Below are 22,998 nucleotides of genomic sequence, written 5' to 3'. Positions count from 1 at the left end.
AATAGACTAAAGGCTTTTCAGTAATTTCTCAGTATCCGTTGAATCCTGCCCTGTACTTTTAGCCAGCTGAACAGATTTTTCAGCCCATATTTTTGCATTCTTTTTATCTCCGATCTTGTTATAAAGATTAGCCAAAGTATCTGTATTGGCATAGTTTTCATCTTTTTTTACAGATTCCTGAGCCCAGGTTACCGCTTTTTCAAGAGAAGCTTTGGTGCTTACATTTTCGAAAAAATTCCATGCCAAAGAGTTTAATTCTTCAGAACTTGCTGCAGAAGAATCTTTATACAGTTCCAGCATTAATTTCTCATAAGTTGGAATGTCCTTATTCTTTAAAGCTCTGCCTGCTTTTGCTCTTTTTAACATTTTTTCAGCCTCATCTTTCGTCATGAATTTTTGCGATTCAGCTAGAAAATAACTGTCGTTCCAGGATTTTGTATCGGCATTGTAAGACTTTTTAAGAACCGTATTAAGCTTAATGTTTTTATCGAATTTTGCATACTTGTCTTCCGGAAGAATCTTGATAATCTCGGATTTTTTTGCCTGGAATATCTTATATAACGGACTTTCCGTGCTTTGCGTTCCTGAAAGAAGCATTTGTACATCTTCCTGATCAAGTGTTGTTTTCTGCTGGAAATAACGGTCCAGTACTTTTCCTGCGAATTCAGAATCATTATAGATCGTTAGTCCTGCAAGATTTTTTAAAAACTCAGGGTCTTTTTCGCCATTTTCAAACTTTTGCTTCAATGCGGTAAGTCTTTTATTAGGATCTTCCGCGTCTTTGGCAAACTGGATAAAATCTTTTTCCTCTACATAGCCTAATGTTCTGTGTACTTCTTCACCGTCACCATTAATGAAAAGATATGTTGGAAATGCTTTTACATTATATTTCTTGGCAAGACCTATCCCTTCCCCTTTTTCCATATCTATTTTTGCATTCACGAAGTGGGAATTATAAAAATCTCCAACCGTCTGAAGCGGAAAAATATTTTTTACCATCAGTTTACAGGGCCCGCACCATGATGCATAAGCATCTACAAAGACCAGTTTATTCTCTTTTTTTGCTTTTGCGAGTATAGCTGCAAAATTGCTGTCTTCAAATTTTATTCCCTGGGAAAATGCCAGAGCTCCTATAAATAAAGAAGAAAATAGTGCTAATTTTTTCATAAAACTTTTTATTGATTACAAATGTAATAATTATGTCAGCAAATAAGTCGGCACACAGAGAAAATAGTTACGGATATTTTATTTTAATATGTAATAAGTCTATTTAAAGTGAGAATTATTGATTAATGTTATTAAAATAAATGATATCAAACTTTTTAGTTAAAAAAATTAAATAATAGAAGAATATTTTAATAAAATATAAAATATTAGTAGCTTTGTAAAAAACAAAAAGACACCCCATGAGAATGATGAATTATTATAAAATCAAAATAATAATTTATTTTTTTATGTCTAGAGGTCTGCTGAAACTTTTGTTTTTGTTCATTACTGCTATCCCCGTCTGGGCACAGAAAAAATACAATTTTGACCAGATCTGTGAAAGAACATCCATCCAGATTACACAAAAAAATCTCCCCGAAGCTTTCAAAACAGCAGATTCATTATATATGACAGCTCAGAAACCGATGGATAAAGTAAAAAGCCTTTTACTTTCTGCCGAGTTGTATCATTTAGCAGGTGAATTCAAAAAGTCGATATGTTACGGTGAAAATGCTCACTCCCTGTTGAGTCAGATTGATGATGCAGAATGGCTTTGCCGTGTTAATGAATTTTTAGCTAAAGAATACAGGCTGGTTGGTCTGTTTGAAAGATCCAGAAAATATACGATACAGGGTATGCAGGCAGCAAAAAGTATCCCGGATATCCAGAAAAGAGGAGAAATGATGGGGCTGCTGAATCAGGAAATGGCCTATTATGAAATTGAACAGGGAAGCTATCCGGATGCTGTAAAATATATTGAACAATCTTTGCATTCTTTTGGAAAAGATAATATTCAGGATAATGAACGGGCTGTAGCAGCTTCTTACCAGCTTCTTGGTGATATATATTTTAAGCTTAAAGATTACACGACTTCCGAAAAGAACTACCGGAAAGCAGAATCGATGCTTAAAAATAAATGCTGCGTTCTGGGTTTGGTATATAATGGACTGGGTGGGATCCGCCTAAAGCAGAAAAACTGGAAGGACGCTGAATTGTATCTGAAAAAAGCAGAAAATATAGCGGACAGTTCACGGAGTCTCAAGCTTAAGAAAGCCGTATATTCCAATATTAATGATTATTATGAAGGAACAGGTGATAGCGTTAAAGCGTCGCTTTATGCTGTAAAATATATAAGAGCCTATGACAGCCTTACTGCAAGAAACCGTGAATTTGCACCTAAAAGTCCAGAAACCTTAGTTAAGCCCAATAAAAAAAGTGCCAGGATCAGCATTGTTAAAAATACAGCAATTATTGTACTCTTTGCTGCTTTGGTTGCTATCGTTGTTTTCTTCAGAAGCAAGCAGAAAAAGCAGCGTGCAAAATTCAGGAATATTATAAGGACCCAGCTGGGGATGATCAGTGTACGCAGTGAGCCTTTACTTTTAAAAAGAGAAAATTCTGATTTTTCAAATATTTCTGTGGAAGAAGTAGATGACAGGGCTGCAGAAAGTGGCAAACGAAGAAGCGAATCCCTGATGACTTCCGAAACAGAATCAAAGCTTCTGGAGCTTCTGGAGGAATTTGAAAAAGGAGAGCTGTACAACAACAAAAATATGTCTTTATCATTTTTGGCTGCAGAACTGAATACCAATACAAAGTATCTGTCGTATGTGATCAACCGGCATAAACGTGCAGATGTGAAAACATATATCAACCGTTTAAGGATTAATTATATTGTAGACAAGCTTATCAATGATGATAAATACAGACAGTATAAAATAAGTATTCTTGCTGAGGAATGCGGTTTTTCCTCGCACAGTAAATTTGCTTCAATATTTAAGGCCGTGACCGATTTCTCTCCCTCATCTTATATTAAATATCTGGATGAAAATCAATCAGATAAAAATACTCATTTTCCGGAAAACAATTAAAAAACAGATGTTTTTACGTATTCTGTCTTTTCATTTTCTCGAAAATGGCTAACCTATTGTTTTACCTAAGACCTTCACATCTATATCTTTGCGCCAGCTTTATGGGAATAGACTTACTGCGGTTTGTCACTCATTTTAATCTTGATTCCGGTAAAGCAGAACAGCGCTCAAAATTCAAACACTAAAATTACTAGACGTATAAAATATCTCTGATTATTTTATGCTAACCATGAAAACTTTAAGCTAGTAAATTAAACGGATGGTAACTTCAACAGCTGTATTGGCATTTTTTAAACGATGTCTTTGAAAAAATACAAACCAATACAACAGTGTGGTTACAGTCTGGATATCGTCGTGAAAAAACAACGGATCCAAAGCTGAGGGGGAATTTCCCCCAAGGCTTTCTTGGCAATACTTATTCGGTTAATAAGTACGCTCATCAGTAACCAATATTTTATTGATAGGGAAGTAACTGACCTGATGCGGTAAAATATTTATAATACAATCGGGGTTGATTGCCCGGTTTTTTTCAGTCAAGTTTTTTTAAGTACAAATCCGCAGCATGCTGCGGATTTGTTTTTTATTTTGTTTTCAGACTGTCAGTTTTTACTTTGGCGGTATCCTGAGAAACCGGAGCCGGTTCAGAGTTGGCAACTGCTGAGTCTCCCATTTTATTTCTCAGTGACTCCTTATTACGGCCATCTTTGAATTCTTCTCTTTTCTCTTTGTTCTGGGCGCAGCTGCCTAGAAATAAAGCCCCTAAAACAGCGCCTATCCATAATTTTTTCATAATAGTTGATTTTGATGTTTACTATGATCAAATATAAAAAAATATTAATAGTTTTCTAAGAGCCTGCTATAGATCTAAGAAAAATATATTTTATTTTGACTGATATTAAAAATCCGCAGAGCTTTCATCTGCGGATTTTCCATGTTAGGTTAAACTTGTTTGTATCTATTTAGCCGGAGGTGTGGTAGCCATAGAATCTACTTTCATCTTCATGGTATCAGCGGGAGTAACCGTCTTTGTGGAGGTTGTATCCGTTGTACTAGGTGTTACTGTTCTGGTAGTATCTACTGCCGTTGAATCAGTATTACTTGATGACATAGAAGATTCTTTGGTTCCGCAGCTCACAGCTACTATTCCTAAACCGAAGGCTGCTATCAAAAACTTTCTCATAATATTTTATTTTTGGTGTTACTGTTTAAATCCAATAATTATTCCTAAGTGGTAAAACAAAATATTAAAACATAGATAAATTTTGTTAAAAGGTGTTAGAAAAAAAGTAACAGTAAAGAATTACAGATAATAATAAGACAATTACCTTTCCTTTATTGCTTACCAATAAGTGAAGCCGCTCTGTTTATCTTAAAAATGAATGCTTTTAAAAACTTTGTTTATCCTTGGGTTTCATTTAATTCTTATTTCGAATTCCTTTTTTAAATGTCTGAACACGTCCATTATCAAGCTGCTATCATTCATAAAAAAGCCCCGGAAATAAAGTTCCGGGGCTCTGTGATTACTGCTTATTACAGATTACTCTATAACTCACAATTTATAACTCTTATCCCAGGTATGGGTATTTATAATCTTTTGGAGAAACGAAAGTTTCTTTGATACTTCTTACGGAAGTCCATCTTAATAGATTCATTTTAGAACCTGCTTTATCGTTGGTACCTGAAGCTCTTCCTCCTCCGAAAGGCTGCTGTCCTACTACTGCACCCGTCGGTTTATCATTGATATAGAAGTTACCTGATGCATTTTCCAACGCTTTGAAAGCTTCATTGATTGCATAACGGTCTTGTGAGAAAACAGAACCTGTCAATGAATAGGGAGAAGTGGAATCTACCAGTTTCAGAGTTTCTTTCCAGTCCTGGTCTTCATATACATATACAGATAAGATAGGTCCGAAGATTTCTTCAACCATACTTTCATAATGTGGATTTGTGGTTTCAATAACAGTCGGGTGTACAAACCATCCTTTAGAATCGTCATATTTACCGCCTATTGCTACTTCAGCCTCACCTGAAGCATTAGCTCTGTCGATATAACCTCTACATTTTTCGAAAGAATTTTTGTCGATTACTGCATTAACAAAATTTGACGGATCTTCAGGAGAACCTATTTTGATAGAATTCATCTGGGTTTCCATTACTTTTTTCACATCAGCCCAAAGAGATTTAGGAACATAAGCTCTTGAAGCTGCAGAACATTTCTGTCCCTGATATTCAAAAGATCCTCTTACCAAAGCAGTAGCCACAGCTTCAACATTGGAAGAAGGGTGAGCAATCACGAAGTCTTTTCCACCTGTTTCCCCAACAATTCTTGGATATGTTCTGTAGTTATGGATATTATCACCGATCATTTTCCACATCCCCTGGAATACTTTCGTAGAACCTGTGAAATGAAGACCTGCAAAATCAGGATGTGCCAATACTTTTTCAGCAGTTTCTTTGCCGTCTGTGAAAACCATGTTGATAACCCCCGCAGGAAGACCCGCTTCAATTAATACATCCATGATTACTTTAGCAGAATAAACCTGCTTGTCGGAAGGTTTCCAGACAACAACATTTCCAAGCATTGCCATACAGGTAGGCAGGTTTCCGGAAATCGCCGTAAAATTGAACGGAGTTACTGCAAAACAGAACCCTTCCAGTGGTCTGTACTCTACACGGTTCCAGATTCCGCTGTCGGAAACCGGCTGCTCAGAATACATTTCAGTCATGAACTCTACATTGAATCTTAAGAAATCAATAAACTCACAGGCAGCGTCGATTTCAGCCTGGTGTACGTTCTTAGACTGCCCGATCATGGTTGCTGCGTTGATCACATCTCTGTAAGGTCCGGCCAAAAGGTCAGCTGCCTTCAGGAAAATAGCTGCACGCTGTTCCCAGCCCAGTTCGTTCCATTCTTTTTTAGCTGCCAGTGCCGCGTTGATAGCGTCATCTACATGCTGCATCGTACCCTTGTAGTAAAATCCGAAATCATGAGCATGATCCTGAGGAGACTGAAGCTGAACTTTCTCGTCAGACTTTACTTCCTTTCCGTTGATGATCATCGGAATTTCTGTCTTCTCAGCCCACATCTTTTTGTAAGTGGCGATAAGGCTTTTAACTTCTGGAGATCCCGGGACATAAGAATTTACCGGTTCGTTTACTGCAAATGGTACTTGCGAAATTGCTTTTGACATATTATGTTGTATTATTTTAAATTGATAAATATGTTGGTATACAAATTTACAATAATTAACGCAAAGAAAAAAAACAGCGCATCTTCATACAATGAAATTTAACACTGTCTTAACTGTAAAGAATATCATTTTTTGATGATTCAAAATGACTGGGTTTTTAGTTTTCTTATTGATTTTTAAATTCTTGTTAGTAATCTACATCTTTTCATTTTCCAGAATTTTCAGGACAAGCTTTTCTTCCTGCGTGAGACCTGCTTTTCCATCGTTTTCTTCTATCTGTTCCAGTTCGTCAAGGTACTTTTTGATCGTATTATTTTCATAAAGATTGATCACCAAAGGATGTACATAGTATTTTCTGCAGACGGTACTGGTGTTTCCTAAGTGTTCAGCAACAATATCCAAAGCTTCTTTCACTTTCTTTTTATACTGGCTGTTATTTTCAGCGTAGCCTATTTCTTTAAAAGCGATCAAAGCACTTACTGTTCCGGACCATGTCCTGAAATCTTTGGCTGTAAAATCTTCTCCGCTTATTTCCTTAATATACTCATTGACCATCCCCGAATCTATCGAATGGCGGTTTCCTTCATCATCAAAATACTGAAAAAGTTCCTTTCCCGGAATATCTTTGCACATCTGCACAAGTCTTGATAGCCTTCTGCTTTTGAGATCAATATGATGCATAACCCCTTTCTTTCCTTTAAAGGAAAAGGTAATCTTCTGACCGTTAATTTTCACATGTTTGCCTTTCAGAGTCGTTAAGCCAAAGGAGCCGTACAGTTTTTCATAGGCATTATTGCCGATACGGATGTTTGTATGCTGCATTAAACTTACAATTAATGCCAGGATTTTTCTCTTCTCAAAATTTCTTAAAGCGAGATCCTGTTCCACATGAAGCCGGATATTGGGTAACGCATACCCGAACTGAAGCATTCTGTAAAATTTCGTATGATTTCTTAAAGCGCTCCACAAAGGATGATAGCGGTACTGCTTTCTTTTTTTGACATCAAAACCTGTAGCCTGAAGATGGCCATTGTCCAATGCGCAGATCCACACGTTTTCCCAGGCAGGAGGAATCACCAGCTTGTTGATCCTGGAGATCTCTTCTTTATCTTTAAGCTTCTCTCCATTTTTGTAATAAGAATACTTTTTTCCGTTTTTTTTCCGGGTAATCCCAGCAGTTTCCGCATCGGTGGTATATACAAGATGCACCGCCTTTGCGGAGGCTTCGGGATCCTTCATGATCTTGATGATTTTTGAAGGCTTTAAGTGGGAAATAATTTCCAGATCCATATTCTTCTCCATAAAAAAAATGGTTAAGAGTTCTTACCCCTCGAAAAGATCAGAAAAAGGATTACTACCACTGCAACGACCAGGATAATTCCCCACCACATTCCAGCCTTAAAAATAGTTTCAATTGCTTCACAGCTTGTTAACGTTAGCAATGTGAATACGATCATACTGTATAAAGTTAACTTTTTCATGATATAATATTTTGGTGTTAAAATCAGATTCTATGGCGGTCGGCTTTCCAGTTCTTAATAGAACGCTTGATTTCGTCTCCGGATATATTTTCGTGAAGTGCCCGGTACAGAAGTTCCCTGAATTCATCATCATAGGTAAACCTTAATGCTGCAATTTGATCAAATCTCAGCTTATCTGCCGTTTCATCAGACCTCTGTCCGAAAATTTCAAAATACCGCTGCTTAAATTCAAGCATTACCAGCCGGTTCTGAAGTCCGAGCGCATAATGCTGTCTAGTCATGAAGGCCAGGTAGAAAAGCAGAAATATCACAATTGAAAATAATATCCAAATCAGCTTATTTTCAGGATCATCCCAGATTTTATAAATTCCAATAATTTCCAGCACGATCAGTAGCGGAAGATAAATAAAATGATGGGGAGGATAAAATTTCCTGTGATTTTTATAATTCTGCTCTCTCATATCATAAATAGTAGCAATAATCTCTCCAAAACTTTATATGTTTAATAATAATGTTGTTTTTGTGGTACGTAAGTACAAATATGGTTGAGGATTCATAAAGATGCAAAACGTATTTAGCCAGAAATGCATTTAACATTTTGTAAGATCAGCAACAACGGTTAATTGAAACAATAAAGTTCATCAACAGTAAAGAATGCAAAATAAAAACCATTATTAAGGATTGAATGGATATGGAAGAAAATAACAGATTATTAACGAAAATACAGAGCAGAATTCATTTCTAAACTTCAATTTTTTCGTAACTTTCGGTGTTTAAAAAAGAAAAGAATGACTTCAAAGGAAAAAGTGGCTGCACTTCGTGAAGAAATGCAAAAAAATAATGTTGATGCATTTATAATATATTCTGCAGATCCGCATATGAGTGAATATTTGCCTGAAGAATGGCAGGAAAGAGCTTGGCTGTCGGGATTTTTAGGTTCTGCAGGTTTTGTGGTAATTACAAAAGACAAAGCAGGGCTTTGGACAGACGGAAGATACTTTACTCAGGCTGCCATTGAGCTGGAAGGTTCAGGAATAGATCTTTTCAAAGACGGAATGGAAGGAACACCCAATTATATTGACTGGATTATTTCCCAGATTCCTACAGGCGGAAAAGTAGCCGTTAATGCTGTTGCCACTTCAAATGCGAATTGGGAACTGCTTTCACAAAAATTACAGCCCAAAAATATAACTTTAACAGATCTTCCTCTATTAAAGGAGATCTGGAAAGACAGAGGCAACCCTTCAAAAAATCCTATTTTCATACATCCTGTAGAGAGAGCAGGGAAATCTGTGACAGATAAGCTGGGAGCCATCCGTCAGAAAATGGAAGACCAGGAAGCTACCGTTCATGTTATTTCCAGTCTTGACGATGTCGCCTGGACACTGAATTTAAGAGGGAGCGATGTACAGAGCAATCCTGTATTTTTAGGATATGTTGTCATTACCAAAAATGATGCAGTGCTGTTCACGGATCTTGAAAAAATGGATGTGGAGGCAAGAAAACAGATGGATGATTCCTTTGTGAAAATGATGCCTTATGACGAGTTTTATAACTACCTGAAAGCCTTCAAAAATGAAAAAATCCTGGTTTCACCAAACAGCAACCAGATGATCATTGAAACTTTAAAAGAAAGCAACCAGTTTATAAAAGCTCCGGTTCCCGGTAACCTGATGAAAGCTCAGAAAAACGAAACCGAGCTGGAAGGATTCAGAAAAGTAATGGTAAGAGACGGTGTTGCCATGGTAAAATTCCTTTACTGGCTGACCCATAATGCAGGAAAAGAACATATGAACGAATATTCTATCGGTGAAAAACTGAGAGGCTTCCGTGCAGAAGGAGAAAACTTCGTGGGAGAAAGCTTCGGCAGCATTGTTGGATATAAGGATAACGGAGCGATCATGCACTATTCGGCAAAAAATGAAGGAAGTAAAGAGGTTACGAATGATGCAAGTATCCTGGTAGATTCAGGAGGGCAGTATCTGGAAGGGACGACCGATATTACAAGAACCTTGGCTTTAGGAGCTGTTTCCGAGGAGTTCAAAAGAAATTCCACCCTGGTACTCCAGGGGATGATCCGTTTATCAATGGTGAAGTTTCCGAAAGGAACAAAAGGTGTTCACCTTGATGCCATTGCAAGGCTTCCGCTTTGGATGGAAGGGAAGGACTTCAATCATGGAACAGGCCATGGAGTAGGAAGTTTCATGAACGTTCATGAAGGTCCTCAGAGCATAAGAAAAGATATGAACCCGCAGGATCTTCTACCGGGAATGGTATGTTCCAATGAGCCGGGATATTATCTTGAAGGAGAATACGGAATCCGACACGAAAACCTGATCGCTGTAAAAGAAGCGGAAAAAACAATTCACGGAACGTTCTATGAGTTTGAAACTCTTACCTTCTGCCCGTTCTTTAAGGATACCATTGTAAAAGAAATCCTTTCAGAAGAAGAAATTACATGGCTGAATAACTATCACAGAACATGTGAAGAAAAAATAGGCCCTTACCTTGAAGGAGATGTTAAAACATGGTTCCTTGAGTTGGTGAGCCCACTTTAATAGGTGAATGTGAATTGGAATTTTGAATAGTCAATGCTTAATAGTTAATTTTGAACCTAAACATTGAGCTTCTATACTTTGAACATTAATAATTGTTAGATAAATTTTGAAGCCCTGCGGATTTCTCTGCAGGGCTTTTTTCATTAAATACAACCGTATTTTCACGGATATAATTTTAGGGATTCCCCTGACAGAACATCTTGCGGGACCATCTATCTTTGTCTCAATAAAAATACATCATTTCATATCTTCATATACTTAGTAAATTCAAAGCAGGTAAAACCATTTCGTTCTGAAGTGGTTTTATTTTTTTGCCGCCAATAATTATCAATTTTTAGTAAAGAATTTTATAAATTCAACTGATTTAGTGAAAAGCCTGCAATAATATATTTTTTACTAACATCAGGAGAGTTTAATGTTTGCAATGGCCTAGTATTTTGTTTAATTTCGCTGAAACATACTAAAAGAAAACCTCAGGTTTCCAAGTGCAATTGAAAATATGATAGAAAACTATTTCCGGAGCTTTAATATATTCTCAGACCGTGAGATCAGAGATTTCTTACAGCTTTTTGAAACCAGAAAAGTGCATAAAAATGATTTTTTTGTGCAGGAAGACGACAAATGCAGGGAAATAGCATTTATTATCTCAGGAATTTTCCGTTCCTATTATATTTCGGATAGTGGGAAGGATATGACCTACTGTTTCAGATTCCCCAATCAGCTGATGGCAAGTTATTCCTCATTTATTTCGGATTGTCCGAGCAGAGAAAATATGCAGGCTATTACCGATGCCGATTTGCTGGTCTTAAAAAAAGAGGCAATAGATGATCTGATAAAAGATGATCTCAACTGGACAAAATTTTTAAAGATGATAGCTGAACAGGAATATCTTGAGCTTGAGAAACGATTTTTTCAGCTTCAAAGAGACAGTGCAGCACAGCGGTATGAGACGCTGCTAGGCAATCAGCCCGATTATGTTCAGAAAATTCCCCTCCAGTATCTGGCATCTTACTTAGGAATTACACAGAGACACCTCAGCAGGATCAGAAAAGAAACGGTCATGTAATTTTTAGACATTTGTCCTACGCCATAGCATCACAGCTCTATAATTTTGTCAAAAAAATAATATGGAGCACAATATTCTGGTCGTTGGAGGAAACGGCCTTGTAGGTAAAACAATTATCCGGATTTTAAAGTCTAGAAACCCACAGATCAATATTTTCATTGGCGGCCGAAAAGGAGGAACAGGCAATCATCTTAAAATTGATGTTACGGATCCCGGGACTTTTCAGGTGATTCTGGAAAAAAAAAATAGATCTGGTTATTCTTTCTGTGAATGATAAAGAGGATCATATTCTCCGTTTTGCCATCGAAAATAAAATAGATTACCTGGATATCACCAAACTGACCCCCGACCTTGTCAAAGCATATGCAATTGCTAAAGACAGAAATGTACAGAGCAGGATTGTCTTCAGCTCCGGATGGATGGGAGGTATTGTCAACGGATTGGTAAAAACACTTTCAGGCAATACAAACGATATTCAGGAAGTGAAGTTTTTTGTGTATTATTCCGTGAAAGATCTTGCAGGAGAAAGTTCGGCACATTTTATGGCCGAAAATGTGGCGAAACCTTTTATACGATATGAAAATAACAGACAGGTTCCGATAAAACATTTTTTAGATTCCGAAGATTTTAATTTTTCGTTTGGAATAGGAAAAAGAGAAGCCTATAACTTTGATGTGCCGGATTTATATATTCTCAATCAGATAGAAAAAATACCTGATGTCAGTGTAAAGATGACTTATAACTCAAAGTTTATTACATGGCTTTTAGGTGCATTTCAAAAGGTGAGAGTTTTTAATATTTTATCACTTAAAGAACGGAAAATGATTTTCGGATCAAGTGGAAATGGCGATCAGAGTGTATTTGAAATTATTATAAAAACTAAATCAGGGACTGAAAAATTAAGCCTGCAAAGCAGAAAAGGGCAGGCAGAATTAACGGCGCTTTCTGCGGTGCTTCATACAGAAGAGCTGTTGAAGAATTTTCATGAAAATAATACTTATTTCAGCCATCAGCTGCATCAGCCATCATTGCTTCTGGAAAAGCTTAAAGCTTATGAATCCATCAATATCAAAACATCAAGATGAAAAAAATAGCCATTATCAACGGGCATCCCAATAAGAATTCCTTCAATTTTGGAATGGCAGAAGCTTACAGAAAAGGTGCTGAGCAGTCAGGAGCTGAAGTCAGAGAAATCGTAATCGCCGAACTGGAATTTGATCCTGCTCTTCACTTTGGATATCAGAAAAGAATGGAACTGGAACCTGATTTGCTGAAAGCCTGGGAAATTATACAGTGGGCAGATCATCTGGTCTGGATCCATCCGGTATGGTGGGGCGGCCTGCCTGCTTTGATGAAAGGTTTTATTGACAGACTTTTTCTTCCCGGATTTGCCTACCGCTACAGAGAAAATTCAGTTTGGTGGGATAAGCTGCTGAAAGGAAAAACAGCCCATATTATTACCACACTTGATCAGCCGGGATGGTATTACCGGCTTTTTTATGGAAGGCCAAGTATTAATCAGCTTAAAAAGTCAACGCTGGAGTTTTGCGGTGTAAAACCGGTGAAGGTAACTTATATAGGGATCATACGAAATTCTACCGAAGCACAGCGTGACGGGTGGCTTCAGAAAGTAAGAGAATCAGGAAGGCGGCAGAAGTAAAATACCTGTGTAATCTAAATTTCAGGAAAATGAAAACATTCCCATTTTAAAATGAAATTACCTTGTCAATTTGATCCTCGCAATGATTTTAAAATTTCAATAGTTCCAATCAAAGTCATAGACAATCTGTATAAAATACTCCATCAGAAATTAGCCTGAAAAAACGTAAATTTGCACCATGAATAACGATACGATTTGCGCACTGGCTACAGCCAATGGAGTAGGAGCTTTAGGGATTATCAGGGTTTCAGGGAATGATGCTTTACCGGTTGTCCAGAAGAGCTTTCCGGGCAAAAAACTGGAAAAGCAAAAATCCCATACCATCCACTACGGGTATTTTATGGACGGTGAAGAAGCTATTGATGAAGTGATGCTTTCTATTTTTCTGGCTCCGAAAAGTTTTACTACGGAAAATTCTGTGGAAATAGCTTTCCACGGCTCACCGCATATCGGAAAACGTATTCTTGAAACCCTTACTAAAAATGGGGCAAGAATGGCCAAAGCAGGAGAGTTTACCCTTCGCGCCTTTATAAACGGAAGAATAGATCTTTCTCAGGCGGAAGCCATTGCAGATGTTATTGCATCTGAAAATGAAGCTTCCCGAAAAGTAGCCATCAACCAGCTGAAAGGAGGAATTACTAATGAAATATCAATATTAAGAGCAGATCTTCTGAATTTTGTTTCCCTGATTGAACTTGAGCTGGATTTTGCTGAAGAAGATGTAGAATTTGCAGACAGATCAGCTCTTAACGGACTGCTGGATAAGATCGAATTGAAGCTAGATTCTCTTATTGAAAGTTTCCAGTATGGAAATGCCATCAAAAACGGAACAGCAGTTGCCATCATCGGAAAGCCTAACGCCGGAAAATCTACGCTGTTAAATGCTTTACTGAAAGAAGAAAGAGCCATCGTCAGTAATATTGCCGGAACTACAAGAGATACCATTGAAGAAGTGCTGCATATTAAAGGCCACGCATTCCGTCTGATTGACACGGCCGGACTTCGTGAAACTGTTGATGAGATCGAAGCTATCGGAGTAAAGAAGGCTAAAGAAAAAGTAGAAAATGCCAATATTCTCGTATATCTCGCAGATGCTGCTACAGAAGATTATTCCGAAGATATTGAAATGATAAAATCTCTGCAGCGAGACGATCTGAAACTGATTATCTGTGCCACAAAAATTGATGAAGTCCTGCCTCCGAAATATGAAGCTGTAGAAGATATTTTCAGAAATAAAATTGCCCAGGATTTTGATTTTATCAGAATATCCGCCGTAGAAAACCAAAACATCCAGGACCTTAAAAATGAACTGTCTTCCTACGTAGAACAGTTAAAGCCTCAGGAAAATAATGTAGTGATTACCAACCAAAGACACTTTGAAGCCCTTCGGAAATCTTTGGAGGCTACCCATAAAGTAAAAGAAGCCATTTCTTTCCAGATCTCCACAGAACTGCTGGCCTATGAACTTAGAAATGCTTTGGAGCATCTTGGTGAAATTTCAGGTGAAGTGACGAATGATGAGGTGCTGGGGAATATTTTTTCTAAGTTTTGTATCGGCAAATAAATACGATAGGTAAAACAAACTCAAACAAACCAAATATCTAATAATTAACTAATTACGAAACTTTCAGTTTTGTATTGGTTATTGTTATTTTGGTTTGTTTTTTTATTTGTTGTCCCCCATTTGTCCCTCAAACTGATAATAATTTATTTTTTGAAACGAGGGAGAGATTACTTCGCTTAACGTATCTTATTGTACCTTAATGTACCTTAATGTACCTTAATGTACCTTATTGCATCTAAAGTGAAGTTTGAACTCCTCTAAAATAAATATTATGAGTTCAAACATTAAAATCAAAAAAATCTGCCAACACTGCGGGCAAGAATTTATTGCTAGAACCACGGTTACTAAATATTGTGGGGATAACTGTGCTAAAAAAGCCTATAAAGTAAAAGTTAGAGAGGAAAAGATCAATTCAAGTGAGAAACAGCTCGCCATACAAAAAGAATCAATAAAACCTAAATCTGATCTCAATTCATATTTTGCTTTAAAAACTTTAGATTATTTAACAGTTAAAGAAGCCGCAGTACTCTTAAAATGCGACTCTCGAACAATTTATTTGATGGTCAAGTCCAAAAGACTCCCTTCAATTAATCTATCACAACGTAAAACTAGGATTTTAAAGAAAGATATAGACGCTCTTTTTGAAACTTCTCAGACAATAAAGAATCCTTCGCAAGAACTTCCAATTAATAAGTCGATTGAAGAAACGCCTTTAAAGGACTGCTTTACTATCGGCCAGATCCAGTCGGAATATAACATATCAGAAACTAGTTTACAAAGCTTAATCCGACGTCACGAAATTCCAAAATTTCAGAAAGGAAAATTCGTATATGTTCCCAAACGCGTTATTCAACCGATCCTGAATAAAATTCAATCGCATCAATATTGCGGCTAGGAATAATCAAGCCTTTCTATAGGCATTTAAAAGAAAGCTTTGGCTATTCAGAACACTACTGAATGATGAGGTGATCTAAATACTCCAATTTAACTGTTAAAAAATACAACATGTCACAAGTAAAATTAAGAAAGAAGAATATCTCAAATGGTAAACAATCTTTATACTTAGATATATATCCTCCTATTTATAATCCTGATACTGGTAAAATGAAGAGGAAACATTATTTAGAACTACATATATACAAGCGTCCAAAAACCGAAGTAGAGAAAAATTATAATCAGGAAACAATGGCACTTGCTGAATATATAAGAGCGCAGCGGCAGATTGACTTACAAAACAGGCGTTTTGATTTTGTTTCTGATGCAAAAATGAAGTCTAATTTTATAGATTTTTTTGAAGAGGAAGCTGCAAAGAGAAAAGGTTGCTATAATTGGATTATGTCAGTTAGATACTTTAAAGCTTGTTTTGGTGAACAGCTTCCCTTTACTGAATTAAATGAAACGGTAGCGGAGGAATTTGCTGACTATTTACTTTCATCTCCAGGCATTGGAAGGGCAAAGCGTAAGATTGGAAAAAATACTGCTGTAGCTTATTTTGGCAGATTTAGGTTAACACTTGAATCAGCTTTTAAAAAACGATTTCTACCAATTAACCTAGGTGATATAGTTGAGAGCATAACACCGCAAGAAACACATCGACCTTTTTTATTCATGGAAGAATTGGAAAGAATGGCAGATGCTCCTTGTGATAATCCGATAGTAAAGAAAGCGGGATTATTCTCAGCTATGACAGGCTTTCGTTACTCAGATGTATCCACACTCCTCTGGAAAGAAATTCATGGAAGTCCCGGGAACTTTTATATTCTTTATAACCAGGAGAAAACTGAAAATGCAGAGTATTTTCCGGTTTCAGATCAAACGATTCAATTACTCGGAAATCCTTGTGATCCTGATGAAAAAGTCTTTAATGGCCTGAAGTACGATCATACTGTAAAGGAGTTGAAAAAATGGCTCATCAGCGCAAAAATTGATAAGCATTTTACTTTTCACGGATTCAGACATACATTTGCTACACTACAATTAGCTGCTGGAACATCTATTTATACGGTCTCAAAATTACTTGGTCACAAGAGCATCAAAACAACAGAAATCTATGCAAAAATTGTCGACAGTCTTAAAAAGGAAGCCTCAGAAAAAATCAAGCTAAATACATTTAATATCGGACAAAACATCCTACTTAATTCAACTCCTTAAAAGATGAGCTAATCAAAAGGAAACTTTAGGAAAATTTAGGTTCCAAATAACATGATGGGGTACTAGCCAAGTACACCCATTTATTTTTGTAAAAAAAACATGAAGACATATTCATTTGAACAAATACTTAATGTTTTAGCAAATATTGAGTTGAGATTACAAAATATTGAGACATGCTTACATAAACGTACAAATCCAGAATCAGCACAAGATGATTTCATTGGAGCTAAAGAAGCGTGTGAAATTCTTAAGCTATCGTTACCAACTCTCTATTCTAAAGTATCGCTCAGGGAAATACCGTGTTTCAAAAAAGGCAATCGACTTCATTTTTCTAAATCTGAGTTAGTCGCATGGATCTCAGAAGGAAGAAAAAAATCTGTAGGTGAAATCAATCAAAGAGCCTTGGAAATTGCTAAGAATTTGGATAAAAAAAAATGGCATTAGCACTATCTATTATCAAAAGTTTGAGATAAATGTAATCGATTTTCTGAGGAAACCCCAAAACAGGATTTTAGATACAATAAGATACGTTAGGATACATTAAGGTACAATAAGATACCTTAAGCGAAGTAATTTCCCCGAATTGTTAGTATGCAAAAAATTTACGGTTCAGGGAACAATAGGGGGACAAATAATTATAAAATCAGTCAAAAGTGTTAAAATCGTCAATAATACTGATGTTGTGTAAAAGCCTAATAATTAAGGCTTTGGTTTGTTTAGGTTTGTGTTATTTATATTTTTTACTTACCGATACAGAATATGAACCAGCTTAATATATAGGAATTTAAGTATTTCAGGGGACATTTGACCGCCATTCTCAAACAAACTGATAATAACTGAATCAAAGTTACTCTATTTAAGAGATTTGACAAAAGATTTTAATTCAGAATTTTAAGTATTTTCAAACTTCCTTTATTTGACTTGTTTGTTATTGCAAAAGATTGGAGTGAAAAGCCTGAGCGTAGGTGACGCCCAACAAAAAAATACGATCTAAGGTGGAATTAAAAAGTTTTATATAAATCCTGTCATGCGAACTTTGCAGGATTATCTTCGAATCAATTTCTTGCTGATATTGATCGAATTTTAAATGTATTAATAGATAATTTTGAAGTTTAAAAAAGCAATAGTGCTTTTGTAAGCTGGATGATAGGATGGAGTATATTTTATATAACCAAACTCTTGAAGTTCCTTAAAATACTTGTGATAGGTAGGGGTTGTTTTGATATGTGATTGAAACATCAGTTTGCTTCTGCTAACGAATATAATTTCTTTATCATTTTGAATATAAGCAATTTTGATGATTGCAAGCAATAATGCAATATGCCATACAGTGAGTCTTTCGTCTGCTGTAATTTGAATTAAATAATTGATCCAATTGATTGTATTATCTTTTTTCATTTTCAAATAATTTCTTTAAATCACTTAGATTGTAATAATATGATCCTAAAACCTTTTTAAATTTGACCTTTCCTGTTACCCTAAGATTTTGGAGGGTAGCTGGAGAAATATTCATAAAAGCTCTTACAGACTTACTTCTTATCCATTCTGGATCTATATCCTTAGGTGTAGATCCAGAATGTTGTATTTTTTCATCTAATATTCTTTCTATATCAAGCAATAGTTGGATTTTAAATTCTTGTAAGTCTTCTTTTGTTAATAATGATATTTCCATTTTTAATATTTGTGTCAAATATATGACGATGTTTTTATTTAATTGATTAATAGTTGTTTATGTAGGTTATTAATGTTAATGAAGTTTATTATACAATGAATTTGAAATATAATATTTACGGATCCAAATGCTTTAAAGATAATTAAGCTTCAGTAATTAGGAAACCAAAGGAAAAAGAAGGATATATGCTACTTTCGATAAAGAACTGAAAGTCAAACAGAATAAATTCACTAAAAATTAAAGAAAATATGAGTTTTCGTGCATATCTTCTTTAACACGATGTAATTATTTGTTTAACATTATTGAATTTCGACTATGATTATTAAGTATTATTTAAATTTGGAAAATAATGAAAATCTATATTGCCAGCTTATTGATGAAGATATTAAAGTAAGCTTTAACATGAAATATAGTATTGATCCTAAAATTTGGGATTATAGAAGTGATAAATTATGTAATTTGGATCCTCATTTTTTTACCTTAAAAAATTTTAAAATACATCTCTTCAGTAGGTCTGTTGAGTTACAAAAATCCAGAAAAAATTCGGTTTTAAAAGTCTTAAAAGAAGAAGCTTTGCATTTATTGCATGATTCTGGGATTGATGGAATTTCCAGGAATGTCTTTAATTTTTATGCAGATAAATTTGGATTGGATAGATATGATAAGTATATCCAAGCATTTGAAAAGTATACAGTGTTACAACAGAAAGATTATAAAGTTGAAATTATAGGTTACATGCTACATTTTCATACTGAAAATTTAATCTATGAAATGGATACTTATACTGGAAGATCTTTGTTGCTTGAGGAAATTATTAAAAACAAAAGATATTTAGACATAATGGAGTTGACTGAAGTAGCCATGTGGAGTGAAATATATGATGAAAATATTGGTAAGCATAACTTTCTTTCTAAGATGTCTGACGAATTTGAGATTTGTCTTAATGATAATTTTAAAAGGGCAGGAGTGTTGATAAAACCAAATGAAAGTATTGAAAAAAGAAAAACTGAGATACGAAAAATGTTCCAAAAGTTTATTGATCAATCCAATAAAAATATTAATTGGATTGATTTAGCTTGGGAAATAAGTGAAGAAATTCTATTTCCTTTAGCGGTTATTACGATGACAAGTATATTTGATTTAACCATTTGTTGCCAAGAATATTGTGAACTGAATTTCTATGATGAGAATAAAGAATGGGAGACTATTTTTCTGGATTGTGGACTTGAAGATGATAATAACATTCAAGGATTTCATATTAGACCACTTAGGTAAAGTACATTCAATAACTTATTCATTGAAATACCTTTAAACAAGTGATTTAGCAGATCTGTTCTATTTCATTATCAAATGATTATGTAATGAAAATATTGAACATTGTAGGTGTTAGAGAGGGAGGGATTCGAACTTATTTTGTTTTTAACCCTGTTAGCGCTGTTTTCCAACTGTTGTATAATCGCTTTGCCACGATTTTGCCACAATCTTTGTTTATGCGCTCCAAACTGCGTTTTTTATGTCTTGGCGGAATGGGATTCGAACCCTCGAACCCCTTTTTTTTAATCAAATGAAGGCATAGAAAACACAGTTTCGAATTTATTGCTATATATTGCAGTAAATTTTATAAATATCTGAAAAACAACATTAAATGGGTTTGGTGTGAAGGTGTTGAATCCCACGTTCTCTGCTGAAGAAAGTAAGAAGCGCACTTCTGTATTGTAGAAGGGCCAGAATAGATGTATTTTGTAAGGCTAATTTATCAGGAAAATTTCTGTGACTAAAGGAACTGTGCATTGATGAAAAAGCTCTTAAAACCTAATGAATGAAGTAAATAAAACCATTGCTGCTTTGCAAAAATACAAGTACGAGTTTTTGCTCTTTGCACTTGCACAGCACCTGTTTATAGGCATTTTTTAACCGACCTTGATTTTTATACTAGGGTTGTCTGGCCGCTAAATATGCTGATACTGGGAGTAGGAAGTATTTTTATGTTTACAGGCAAACATAGTTGGAGGCATTGGTTTAGAAATATCCATTTCGTAGTTGTTTTACTGTTGCCCATTGGGATTCCGTTTTGCAAAGATATATCCTGGTATTTCACTTTTCTCAATATCAATTATGTGATTTTCTTTGCGTTCCTGTTTTCAGAATTGCTAAAGTTCTTAATAAAACCAGGGTACATTAATAGCGATATTATTTCAGCATCGGTGTGCGGCTATTTTTTATTAATTGAAATCTCAGTTTTTTTATTACAGTCGTTTGAGTATTATAACCCATTGTCTTTTAAGGGTGTAGATACTTCATCATCAGCAAGTATTTTTATTGATCTGGTATATTTTTGCTCTATAACCTTTACCAGCATCGGCTTTGGCGATATTACACCAGGTACACATACTACCAAATTAATTGCTGCTTTTATTGGCATTCTAGGACAGTTTTATACAGTAGTTCTGGTTGGTATTCTTATCAGCAAATTTTCCTCAAAAAATTAAATCAATATGAATATAAGTTCGCATTACAAACTCAGGCATTTTATTCCCTGGACAAGGGTCAAAATTTATAAAATGTTAATATTAAGTATAATTCCGACGATACTGTTTTATTTTCTTGATTGGAAGTGGCTGGCGATTCCGTGGGTTCCGGTGGCTTTGTTGGGAACAGCGACAGCATTCATTTCCGGATTCAAAAATACCCAGACCTATACCCGGACCTGGGAAGCGAGACAGATTTATGCTGCTATTATCAATAACAGCCGTGCTTTTGGAATTATGATAAAAGATTTTATCCGTTCAGAGGACAAAGTTCTTTAAAAACAACTGCATCAGGAGATTATTTACCGTCATTTTGCGTGGCTTACAGCATTACGTTTTCAGCTTAGAGAAATTAAAAGCTGGGAAAACATAAAAATAAAAAGCTACAACCGCGAATATCTTCAATATTACAAAGTCCCGGAATGGGAAAGTAGTCTGGATGAAGAACTGACGGGACTTCTCAGTGAAGAAGAGCGCCAACACATTTTATCAACAAAAAACCGGGCAATGCAAATTGTAGCCTTACAATCTTCTCAGTTAAAAAAAACTGAATGAAGAAGATAAAATATCGGCCTACAATTATGTTGCTCTGGAAAATCAGCTAAAAGAACTATATGACCAACAGGGGAAATGTGAGCGTATTAAAAACTTTCTCTATCCAAGGCAGTTTTCGAGCATCAATTTGTATTTTACCAATGCCTTATGCCTGTTAATGCCCTTAGGTTTCATAGGCGAATTCTCCAAGTTGACGGAAAAATTCGGGGAAAACATCATTTGGCTTGTTATTCCCTTTAGTGTATTGCTGGGATGGGTATTTTTAGTTCTGGAGCAGATCGGAGAAAGTACGGAAAACCCATTTGAAGGAAATGCCAACGATATTCCTATAACACAGATAAGCAGGAATATAGAAATTGACCTTCGTGAAATGTTGGGCGAAAAAGATTTGCCACCGGCAATTGTCGCACAGAATAATATTTTAATGTAAATAAAAATACAAGCAAATTATGGAACATTTAGGAACCGTTAGAAAATGGTATCCCAAGGCGTTAACTTCTATTGATACTGTTAACCGGCTATTAGACACAATTGAAAAGTATATTGGCTTAAAACCAAACCAATTAATGCACGCAGACAGTATGTGCTGCGACGATGTAAATGCTATACAATACCCACCAAGAGCTTATGAAATGCTGGGACCGTTCCATTTGGGAGGGCTTGACGGTTTTCCTTTGCCGGAATCACGGGAATGAATGCCTTTGCACATCATGTTCCGGAAGATGGTGCGGTAATCATATTTATGCACCACATATCGGCGTTACAAAAGATGGTACTATAGGGGAAATAGGCAGAATAGGGCAGAGTGTAACTCGGCGTGTTGTGGAGCTGCTAAAGGAGCATTGGGAAAACTCTCTGCGGGACGGATCATTGAAGGAAATGTTACTTCACTGGACTTTCAGATGAATATCATTGAGCAGATTTTCCTTCATCAGAAAGACCGGATCCTGAATGCAGAAAATCAAATATTTGAGGCTACGGAGGTTATGTATGAAGCTATTGATGAAAGAATAGAGGTGTTGGTGAAAGAAACCAATTATCCTTGTAAATATGTTGTTTTGGTGGGTGCTGTTTTTATCAATGGAGATAAGGATATGGGATCTTTCTGTCAGTATAAGAAATTCGATTATATTGATCTGGAAACACAGGAACGGAAAAGCCTTATGGAAGAGTATTATCAATAAATAAAAGAAGAATTAAATTTTTTAAATCAGCCCTTTCATCTCAAATATGTATAAAATAATCCTGGCATAAGTTGGGATCTCTGTTTGTAAAGTATACCATTACGATGTGGATCTAGTTTTTAGTTATTATTTAAGGTACTTAAAATATCCTTTAAATTATTTTTTTATTAATTAATTGATAATCAGTTATTTTTTAAAATTTGCACATGGGTTTTTTTGATGATATTATTGTGTCTTTTTCAGTAATTCTCACTTATCTTCTTTTCTTTTCCAAAATTTAAGCTATAAATTTTACAATATTTTGTGGACTT

At 35.6% G+C, this 22,998-nt stretch carries 23 protein-coding genes and 2 pseudogenes; 16 read left to right on the top strand and 9 right to left on the bottom strand.

What is annotated here, in order from left to right; translation table 11 throughout:
• Positions 1 to 6: 6 nt before the first annotated feature.
• Complete coding sequence (locus tag J4Q03_RS06095; RefSeq protein ID WP_426047319.1) at positions 7 to 1,167, bottom strand: thioredoxin family protein; 1,161 nt, start codon at positions 1,165 to 1,167, stop codon at positions 7 to 9.
• Between the two features lie 287 nt (positions 1,168 to 1,454).
• Here J4Q03_RS06095 and J4Q03_RS06090 point away from each other — a divergent pair, with 287 nt between their 5' ends.
• Complete coding sequence (locus J4Q03_RS06090) at positions 1,455 to 3,077, top strand: helix-turn-helix domain-containing protein (protein WP_426047318.1); 1,623 nt, start codon at positions 1,455 to 1,457, stop codon at positions 3,075 to 3,077.
• 580 nt (positions 3,078 to 3,657) lie between these two features.
• Here J4Q03_RS06090 and J4Q03_RS06085 read toward each other — a convergent pair.
• The 6 genes from J4Q03_RS06085 to J4Q03_RS06060 form a co-directional block, all read right to left on the bottom strand.
• The gene (locus J4Q03_RS06085) at positions 3,658 to 3,867 is read right to left on the bottom strand and encodes a hypothetical protein (protein ID WP_426047317.1); all 210 of its coding nucleotides are present in this window, start codon (positions 3,865 to 3,867) and stop codon (positions 3,658 to 3,660) included.
• A gap of 165 nt (positions 3,868 to 4,032) precedes the next feature.
• Complete coding sequence (locus tag J4Q03_RS06080) at positions 4,033 to 4,257, bottom strand: cytochrome C551 (protein WP_426047316.1); 225 nt, start codon at positions 4,255 to 4,257, stop codon at positions 4,033 to 4,035.
• 385 nt (positions 4,258 to 4,642) lie between these two features.
• Positions 4,643 to 6,268 (bottom strand): L-glutamate gamma-semialdehyde dehydrogenase, encoded by a 1,626-nt coding sequence (gene pruA / locus J4Q03_RS06075; protein WP_426047315.1) that lies wholly within the window; start codon positions 6,266 to 6,268, stop codon positions 4,643 to 4,645.
• A 195-nt stretch (positions 6,269 to 6,463) separates the two neighbouring features.
• Positions 6,464 to 7,570 carry a DNA topoisomerase IB gene (locus tag J4Q03_RS06070; protein WP_426047314.1) on the bottom strand — a complete coding sequence of 369 codons (1,107 nt, stop codon included), beginning with the start codon at positions 7,568 to 7,570 and terminating at the stop codon, positions 6,464 to 6,466.
• Between the two features lie 11 nt (positions 7,571 to 7,581).
• Positions 7,582 to 7,749, bottom strand: coding sequence for a phosphatidate cytidylyltransferase (locus J4Q03_RS06065; RefSeq protein WP_426047313.1), 168 nt, complete (start codon positions 7,747 to 7,749; stop codon positions 7,582 to 7,584).
• A 23-nt stretch (positions 7,750 to 7,772) separates the two neighbouring features.
• Complete coding sequence (locus tag J4Q03_RS06060) at positions 7,773 to 8,210, bottom strand: DUF6526 family protein (protein WP_426047312.1); 438 nt, start codon at positions 8,208 to 8,210, stop codon at positions 7,773 to 7,775.
• Between the two features lie 327 nt (positions 8,211 to 8,537).
• On the opposite strand from J4Q03_RS06060, the gene J4Q03_RS06055 reads away from it, so the two are divergent.
• From J4Q03_RS06055 to J4Q03_RS06015, 9 genes are all read left to right on the top strand, one after another.
• On the top strand, positions 8,538 to 10,307 hold the full coding sequence (locus J4Q03_RS06055) for an aminopeptidase P family protein (RefSeq protein WP_426047311.1): 1,770 nt from the start codon (positions 8,538 to 8,540) through the stop codon (positions 10,305 to 10,307).
• Between the two features lie 499 nt (positions 10,308 to 10,806).
• Positions 10,807 to 11,373: a Crp/Fnr family transcriptional regulator gene (locus tag J4Q03_RS06050; RefSeq protein ID WP_426047310.1), complete on the top strand. Its 567-nt coding sequence runs from the start codon at positions 10,807 to 10,809 to the stop codon at positions 11,371 to 11,373.
• A 61-nt stretch (positions 11,374 to 11,434) separates the two neighbouring features.
• Positions 11,435 to 11,647, top strand: a complete 213-nt coding sequence (locus J4Q03_RS06045; RefSeq protein WP_426047309.1) for a hypothetical protein — start codon at positions 11,435 to 11,437, stop codon at positions 11,645 to 11,647.
• Positions 11,640 to 12,458 carry a saccharopine dehydrogenase gene (locus J4Q03_RS06040; protein ID WP_426047308.1) on the top strand — a complete coding sequence of 273 codons (819 nt, stop codon included), beginning with the start codon at positions 11,640 to 11,642 and terminating at the stop codon, positions 12,456 to 12,458. Before J4Q03_RS06045 ends, J4Q03_RS06040 begins: the two co-directional genes overlap by 8 nt.
• Positions 12,455 to 13,033, top strand: coding sequence for an NAD(P)H-dependent oxidoreductase (locus J4Q03_RS06035; RefSeq protein ID WP_426047307.1), 579 nt, complete (start codon positions 12,455 to 12,457; stop codon positions 13,031 to 13,033). Before J4Q03_RS06040 ends, J4Q03_RS06035 begins: the two co-directional genes overlap by 4 nt.
• Positions 13,034 to 13,211: 178 nt before the next feature.
• Positions 13,212 to 14,597: a tRNA uridine-5-carboxymethylaminomethyl(34) synthesis GTPase MnmE gene (mnmE, locus tag J4Q03_RS06030; protein ID WP_426047306.1), complete on the top strand. Its 1,386-nt coding sequence runs from the start codon at positions 13,212 to 13,214 to the stop codon at positions 14,595 to 14,597.
• A 271-nt stretch (positions 14,598 to 14,868) separates the two neighbouring features.
• The gene (locus J4Q03_RS06025; RefSeq protein WP_426047305.1) at positions 14,869 to 15,492 is read left to right on the top strand and encodes a helix-turn-helix domain-containing protein; all 624 of its coding nucleotides are present in this window, start codon (positions 14,869 to 14,871) and stop codon (positions 15,490 to 15,492) included.
• A gap of 110 nt (positions 15,493 to 15,602) precedes the next feature.
• On the top strand, positions 15,603 to 16,748 hold the full coding sequence (locus J4Q03_RS06020) for a tyrosine-type recombinase/integrase (RefSeq protein ID WP_426047304.1): 1,146 nt from the start codon (positions 15,603 to 15,605) through the stop codon (positions 16,746 to 16,748).
• Between the two features lie 99 nt (positions 16,749 to 16,847).
• Positions 16,848 to 17,192: a helix-turn-helix domain-containing protein gene (locus tag J4Q03_RS06015; RefSeq protein ID WP_426047303.1), complete on the top strand. Its 345-nt coding sequence runs from the start codon at positions 16,848 to 16,850 to the stop codon at positions 17,190 to 17,192.
• A gap of 648 nt (positions 17,193 to 17,840) precedes the next feature.
• On the opposite strand, the gene J4Q03_RS06010 is transcribed toward J4Q03_RS06015, so the two are convergent.
• The gene (locus tag J4Q03_RS06010; RefSeq protein ID WP_426047302.1) at positions 17,841 to 18,146 is read right to left on the bottom strand and encodes a hypothetical protein; all 306 of its coding nucleotides are present in this window, start codon (positions 18,144 to 18,146) and stop codon (positions 17,841 to 17,843) included.
• Positions 18,133 to 18,420, bottom strand: coding sequence for a DNA-binding protein (locus J4Q03_RS06005; RefSeq protein ID WP_426047301.1), 288 nt, complete (start codon positions 18,418 to 18,420; stop codon positions 18,133 to 18,135). Before J4Q03_RS06005 ends, J4Q03_RS06010 begins: the two co-directional genes overlap by 14 nt.
• A gap of 339 nt (positions 18,421 to 18,759) precedes the next feature.
• Here J4Q03_RS06005 and J4Q03_RS06000 point away from each other — a divergent pair, with 339 nt between their 5' ends.
• The 6 genes and pseudogenes from J4Q03_RS06000 to J4Q03_RS05975 all read left to right on the top strand — a co-directional run.
• The gene (locus tag J4Q03_RS06000; RefSeq protein ID WP_426047300.1) at positions 18,760 to 19,695 is read left to right on the top strand and encodes a hypothetical protein; all 936 of its coding nucleotides are present in this window, start codon (positions 18,760 to 18,762) and stop codon (positions 19,693 to 19,695) included.
• 680 nt (positions 19,696 to 20,375) lie between these two features.
• The gene (locus tag J4Q03_RS05995) at positions 20,376 to 20,909 is read left to right on the top strand and encodes an ion channel (protein WP_426047299.1); all 534 of its coding nucleotides are present in this window, start codon (positions 20,376 to 20,378) and stop codon (positions 20,907 to 20,909) included.
• Between the two features lie 72 nt (positions 20,910 to 20,981).
• Positions 20,982 to 21,227: a bestrophin family ion channel gene (locus tag J4Q03_RS05990; protein WP_426047298.1), complete on the top strand. Its 246-nt coding sequence runs from the start codon at positions 20,982 to 20,984 to the stop codon at positions 21,225 to 21,227.
• Between the two features lie 268 nt (positions 21,228 to 21,495).
• A complete protein-coding gene (locus J4Q03_RS05985; protein ID WP_426047459.1) occupies positions 21,496 to 21,933 on the top strand; it encodes a bestrophin family ion channel in 438 nt (145 codons plus the stop codon).
• A 19-nt stretch (positions 21,934 to 21,952) separates the two neighbouring features.
• Positions 21,953 to 22,284, top strand: a pseudogene (locus tag J4Q03_RS05980) (hypothetical protein).
• A gap of 34 nt (positions 22,285 to 22,318) precedes the next feature.
• Positions 22,319 to 22,687 (top strand): annotated as a pseudogene (locus J4Q03_RS05975) (hypothetical protein); the annotation flags it as partial.
• Positions 22,688 to 22,998: the final 311 nt, after the last annotated feature.

Source organism: Chryseobacterium sp. NFX27, from assembly GCF_049887855.1.
GTDB lineage: Bacteria > Bacteroidota > Bacteroidia > Flavobacteriales > Weeksellaceae > Chryseobacterium.
Note: the sequence above shows the minus strand (reverse complement) of the source record. Positions and strands in the feature narration are given on the sequence as shown.

What these genes read in the sequence shown, in the direction of transcription:
- J4Q03_RS06065 (WP_426047313.1), bottom strand. Translation starts at nt 7,749, where the DNA reads ATGAAAAAGTTAACTTTATACAGTATGATCGTATTCACATTGCTAACG.
- J4Q03_RS06020 (WP_426047304.1), top strand. Translation starts at nt 15,603, where the DNA reads ATGTCACAAGTAAAATTAAGAAAGAAGAATATCTCAAATGGTAAACAA.
- J4Q03_RS06080 (WP_426047316.1), bottom strand. Translation starts at nt 4,257, where the DNA reads ATGAGAAAGTTTTTGATAGCAGCCTTCGGTTTAGGAATAGTAGCTGTG.
- J4Q03_RS06015 (WP_426047303.1), top strand. Translation starts at nt 16,848, where the DNA reads ATGAAGACATATTCATTTGAACAAATACTTAATGTTTTAGCAAATATT.
- mnmE (WP_426047306.1), top strand. Translation starts at nt 13,212, where the DNA reads ATGAATAACGATACGATTTGCGCACTGGCTACAGCCAATGGAGTAGGA.
- J4Q03_RS06090 (WP_426047318.1), top strand. Translation starts at nt 1,455, where the DNA reads ATGTCTAGAGGTCTGCTGAAACTTTTGTTTTTGTTCATTACTGCTATC.
- J4Q03_RS06055 (WP_426047311.1), top strand. Translation starts at nt 8,538, where the DNA reads ATGACTTCAAAGGAAAAAGTGGCTGCACTTCGTGAAGAAATGCAAAAA.
- J4Q03_RS06025 (WP_426047305.1), top strand. Translation starts at nt 14,869, where the DNA reads ATGAGTTCAAACATTAAAATCAAAAAAATCTGCCAACACTGCGGGCAA.
- J4Q03_RS06085 (WP_426047317.1), bottom strand. Translation starts at nt 3,867, where the DNA reads ATGAAAAAATTATGGATAGGCGCTGTTTTAGGGGCTTTATTTCTAGGC.
- J4Q03_RS06095 (WP_426047319.1), bottom strand. Translation starts at nt 1,167, where the DNA reads ATGAAAAAATTAGCACTATTTTCTTCTTTATTTATAGGAGCTCTGGCA.
- pruA (WP_426047315.1), bottom strand. Translation starts at nt 6,268, where the DNA reads ATGTCAAAAGCAATTTCGCAAGTACCATTTGCAGTAAACGAACCGGTA.
- J4Q03_RS06050 (WP_426047310.1), top strand. Translation starts at nt 10,807, where the DNA reads ATGATAGAAAACTATTTCCGGAGCTTTAATATATTCTCAGACCGTGAG.
- J4Q03_RS06010 (WP_426047302.1), bottom strand. Translation starts at nt 18,146, where the DNA reads ATGAAAAAAGATAATACAATCAATTGGATCAATTATTTAATTCAAATT.
- J4Q03_RS06035 (WP_426047307.1), top strand. Translation starts at nt 12,455, where the DNA reads ATGAAAAAAATAGCCATTATCAACGGGCATCCCAATAAGAATTCCTTC.
- J4Q03_RS05995 (WP_426047299.1), top strand. Translation starts at nt 20,376, where the DNA reads ATGCTGATACTGGGAGTAGGAAGTATTTTTATGTTTACAGGCAAACAT.
- J4Q03_RS06005 (WP_426047301.1), bottom strand. Translation starts at nt 18,420, where the DNA reads ATGGAAATATCATTATTAACAAAAGAAGACTTACAAGAATTTAAAATC.
- J4Q03_RS06045 (WP_426047309.1), top strand. Translation starts at nt 11,435, where the DNA reads ATGGAGCACAATATTCTGGTCGTTGGAGGAAACGGCCTTGTAGGTAAA.
- J4Q03_RS05990 (WP_426047298.1), top strand. Translation starts at nt 20,982, where the DNA reads ATGTTAATATTAAGTATAATTCCGACGATACTGTTTTATTTTCTTGAT.
- J4Q03_RS06060 (WP_426047312.1), bottom strand. Translation starts at nt 8,210, where the DNA reads ATGAGAGAGCAGAATTATAAAAATCACAGGAAATTTTATCCTCCCCAT.
- J4Q03_RS06070 (WP_426047314.1), bottom strand. Translation starts at nt 7,570, where the DNA reads ATGGAGAAGAATATGGATCTGGAAATTATTTCCCACTTAAAGCCTTCA.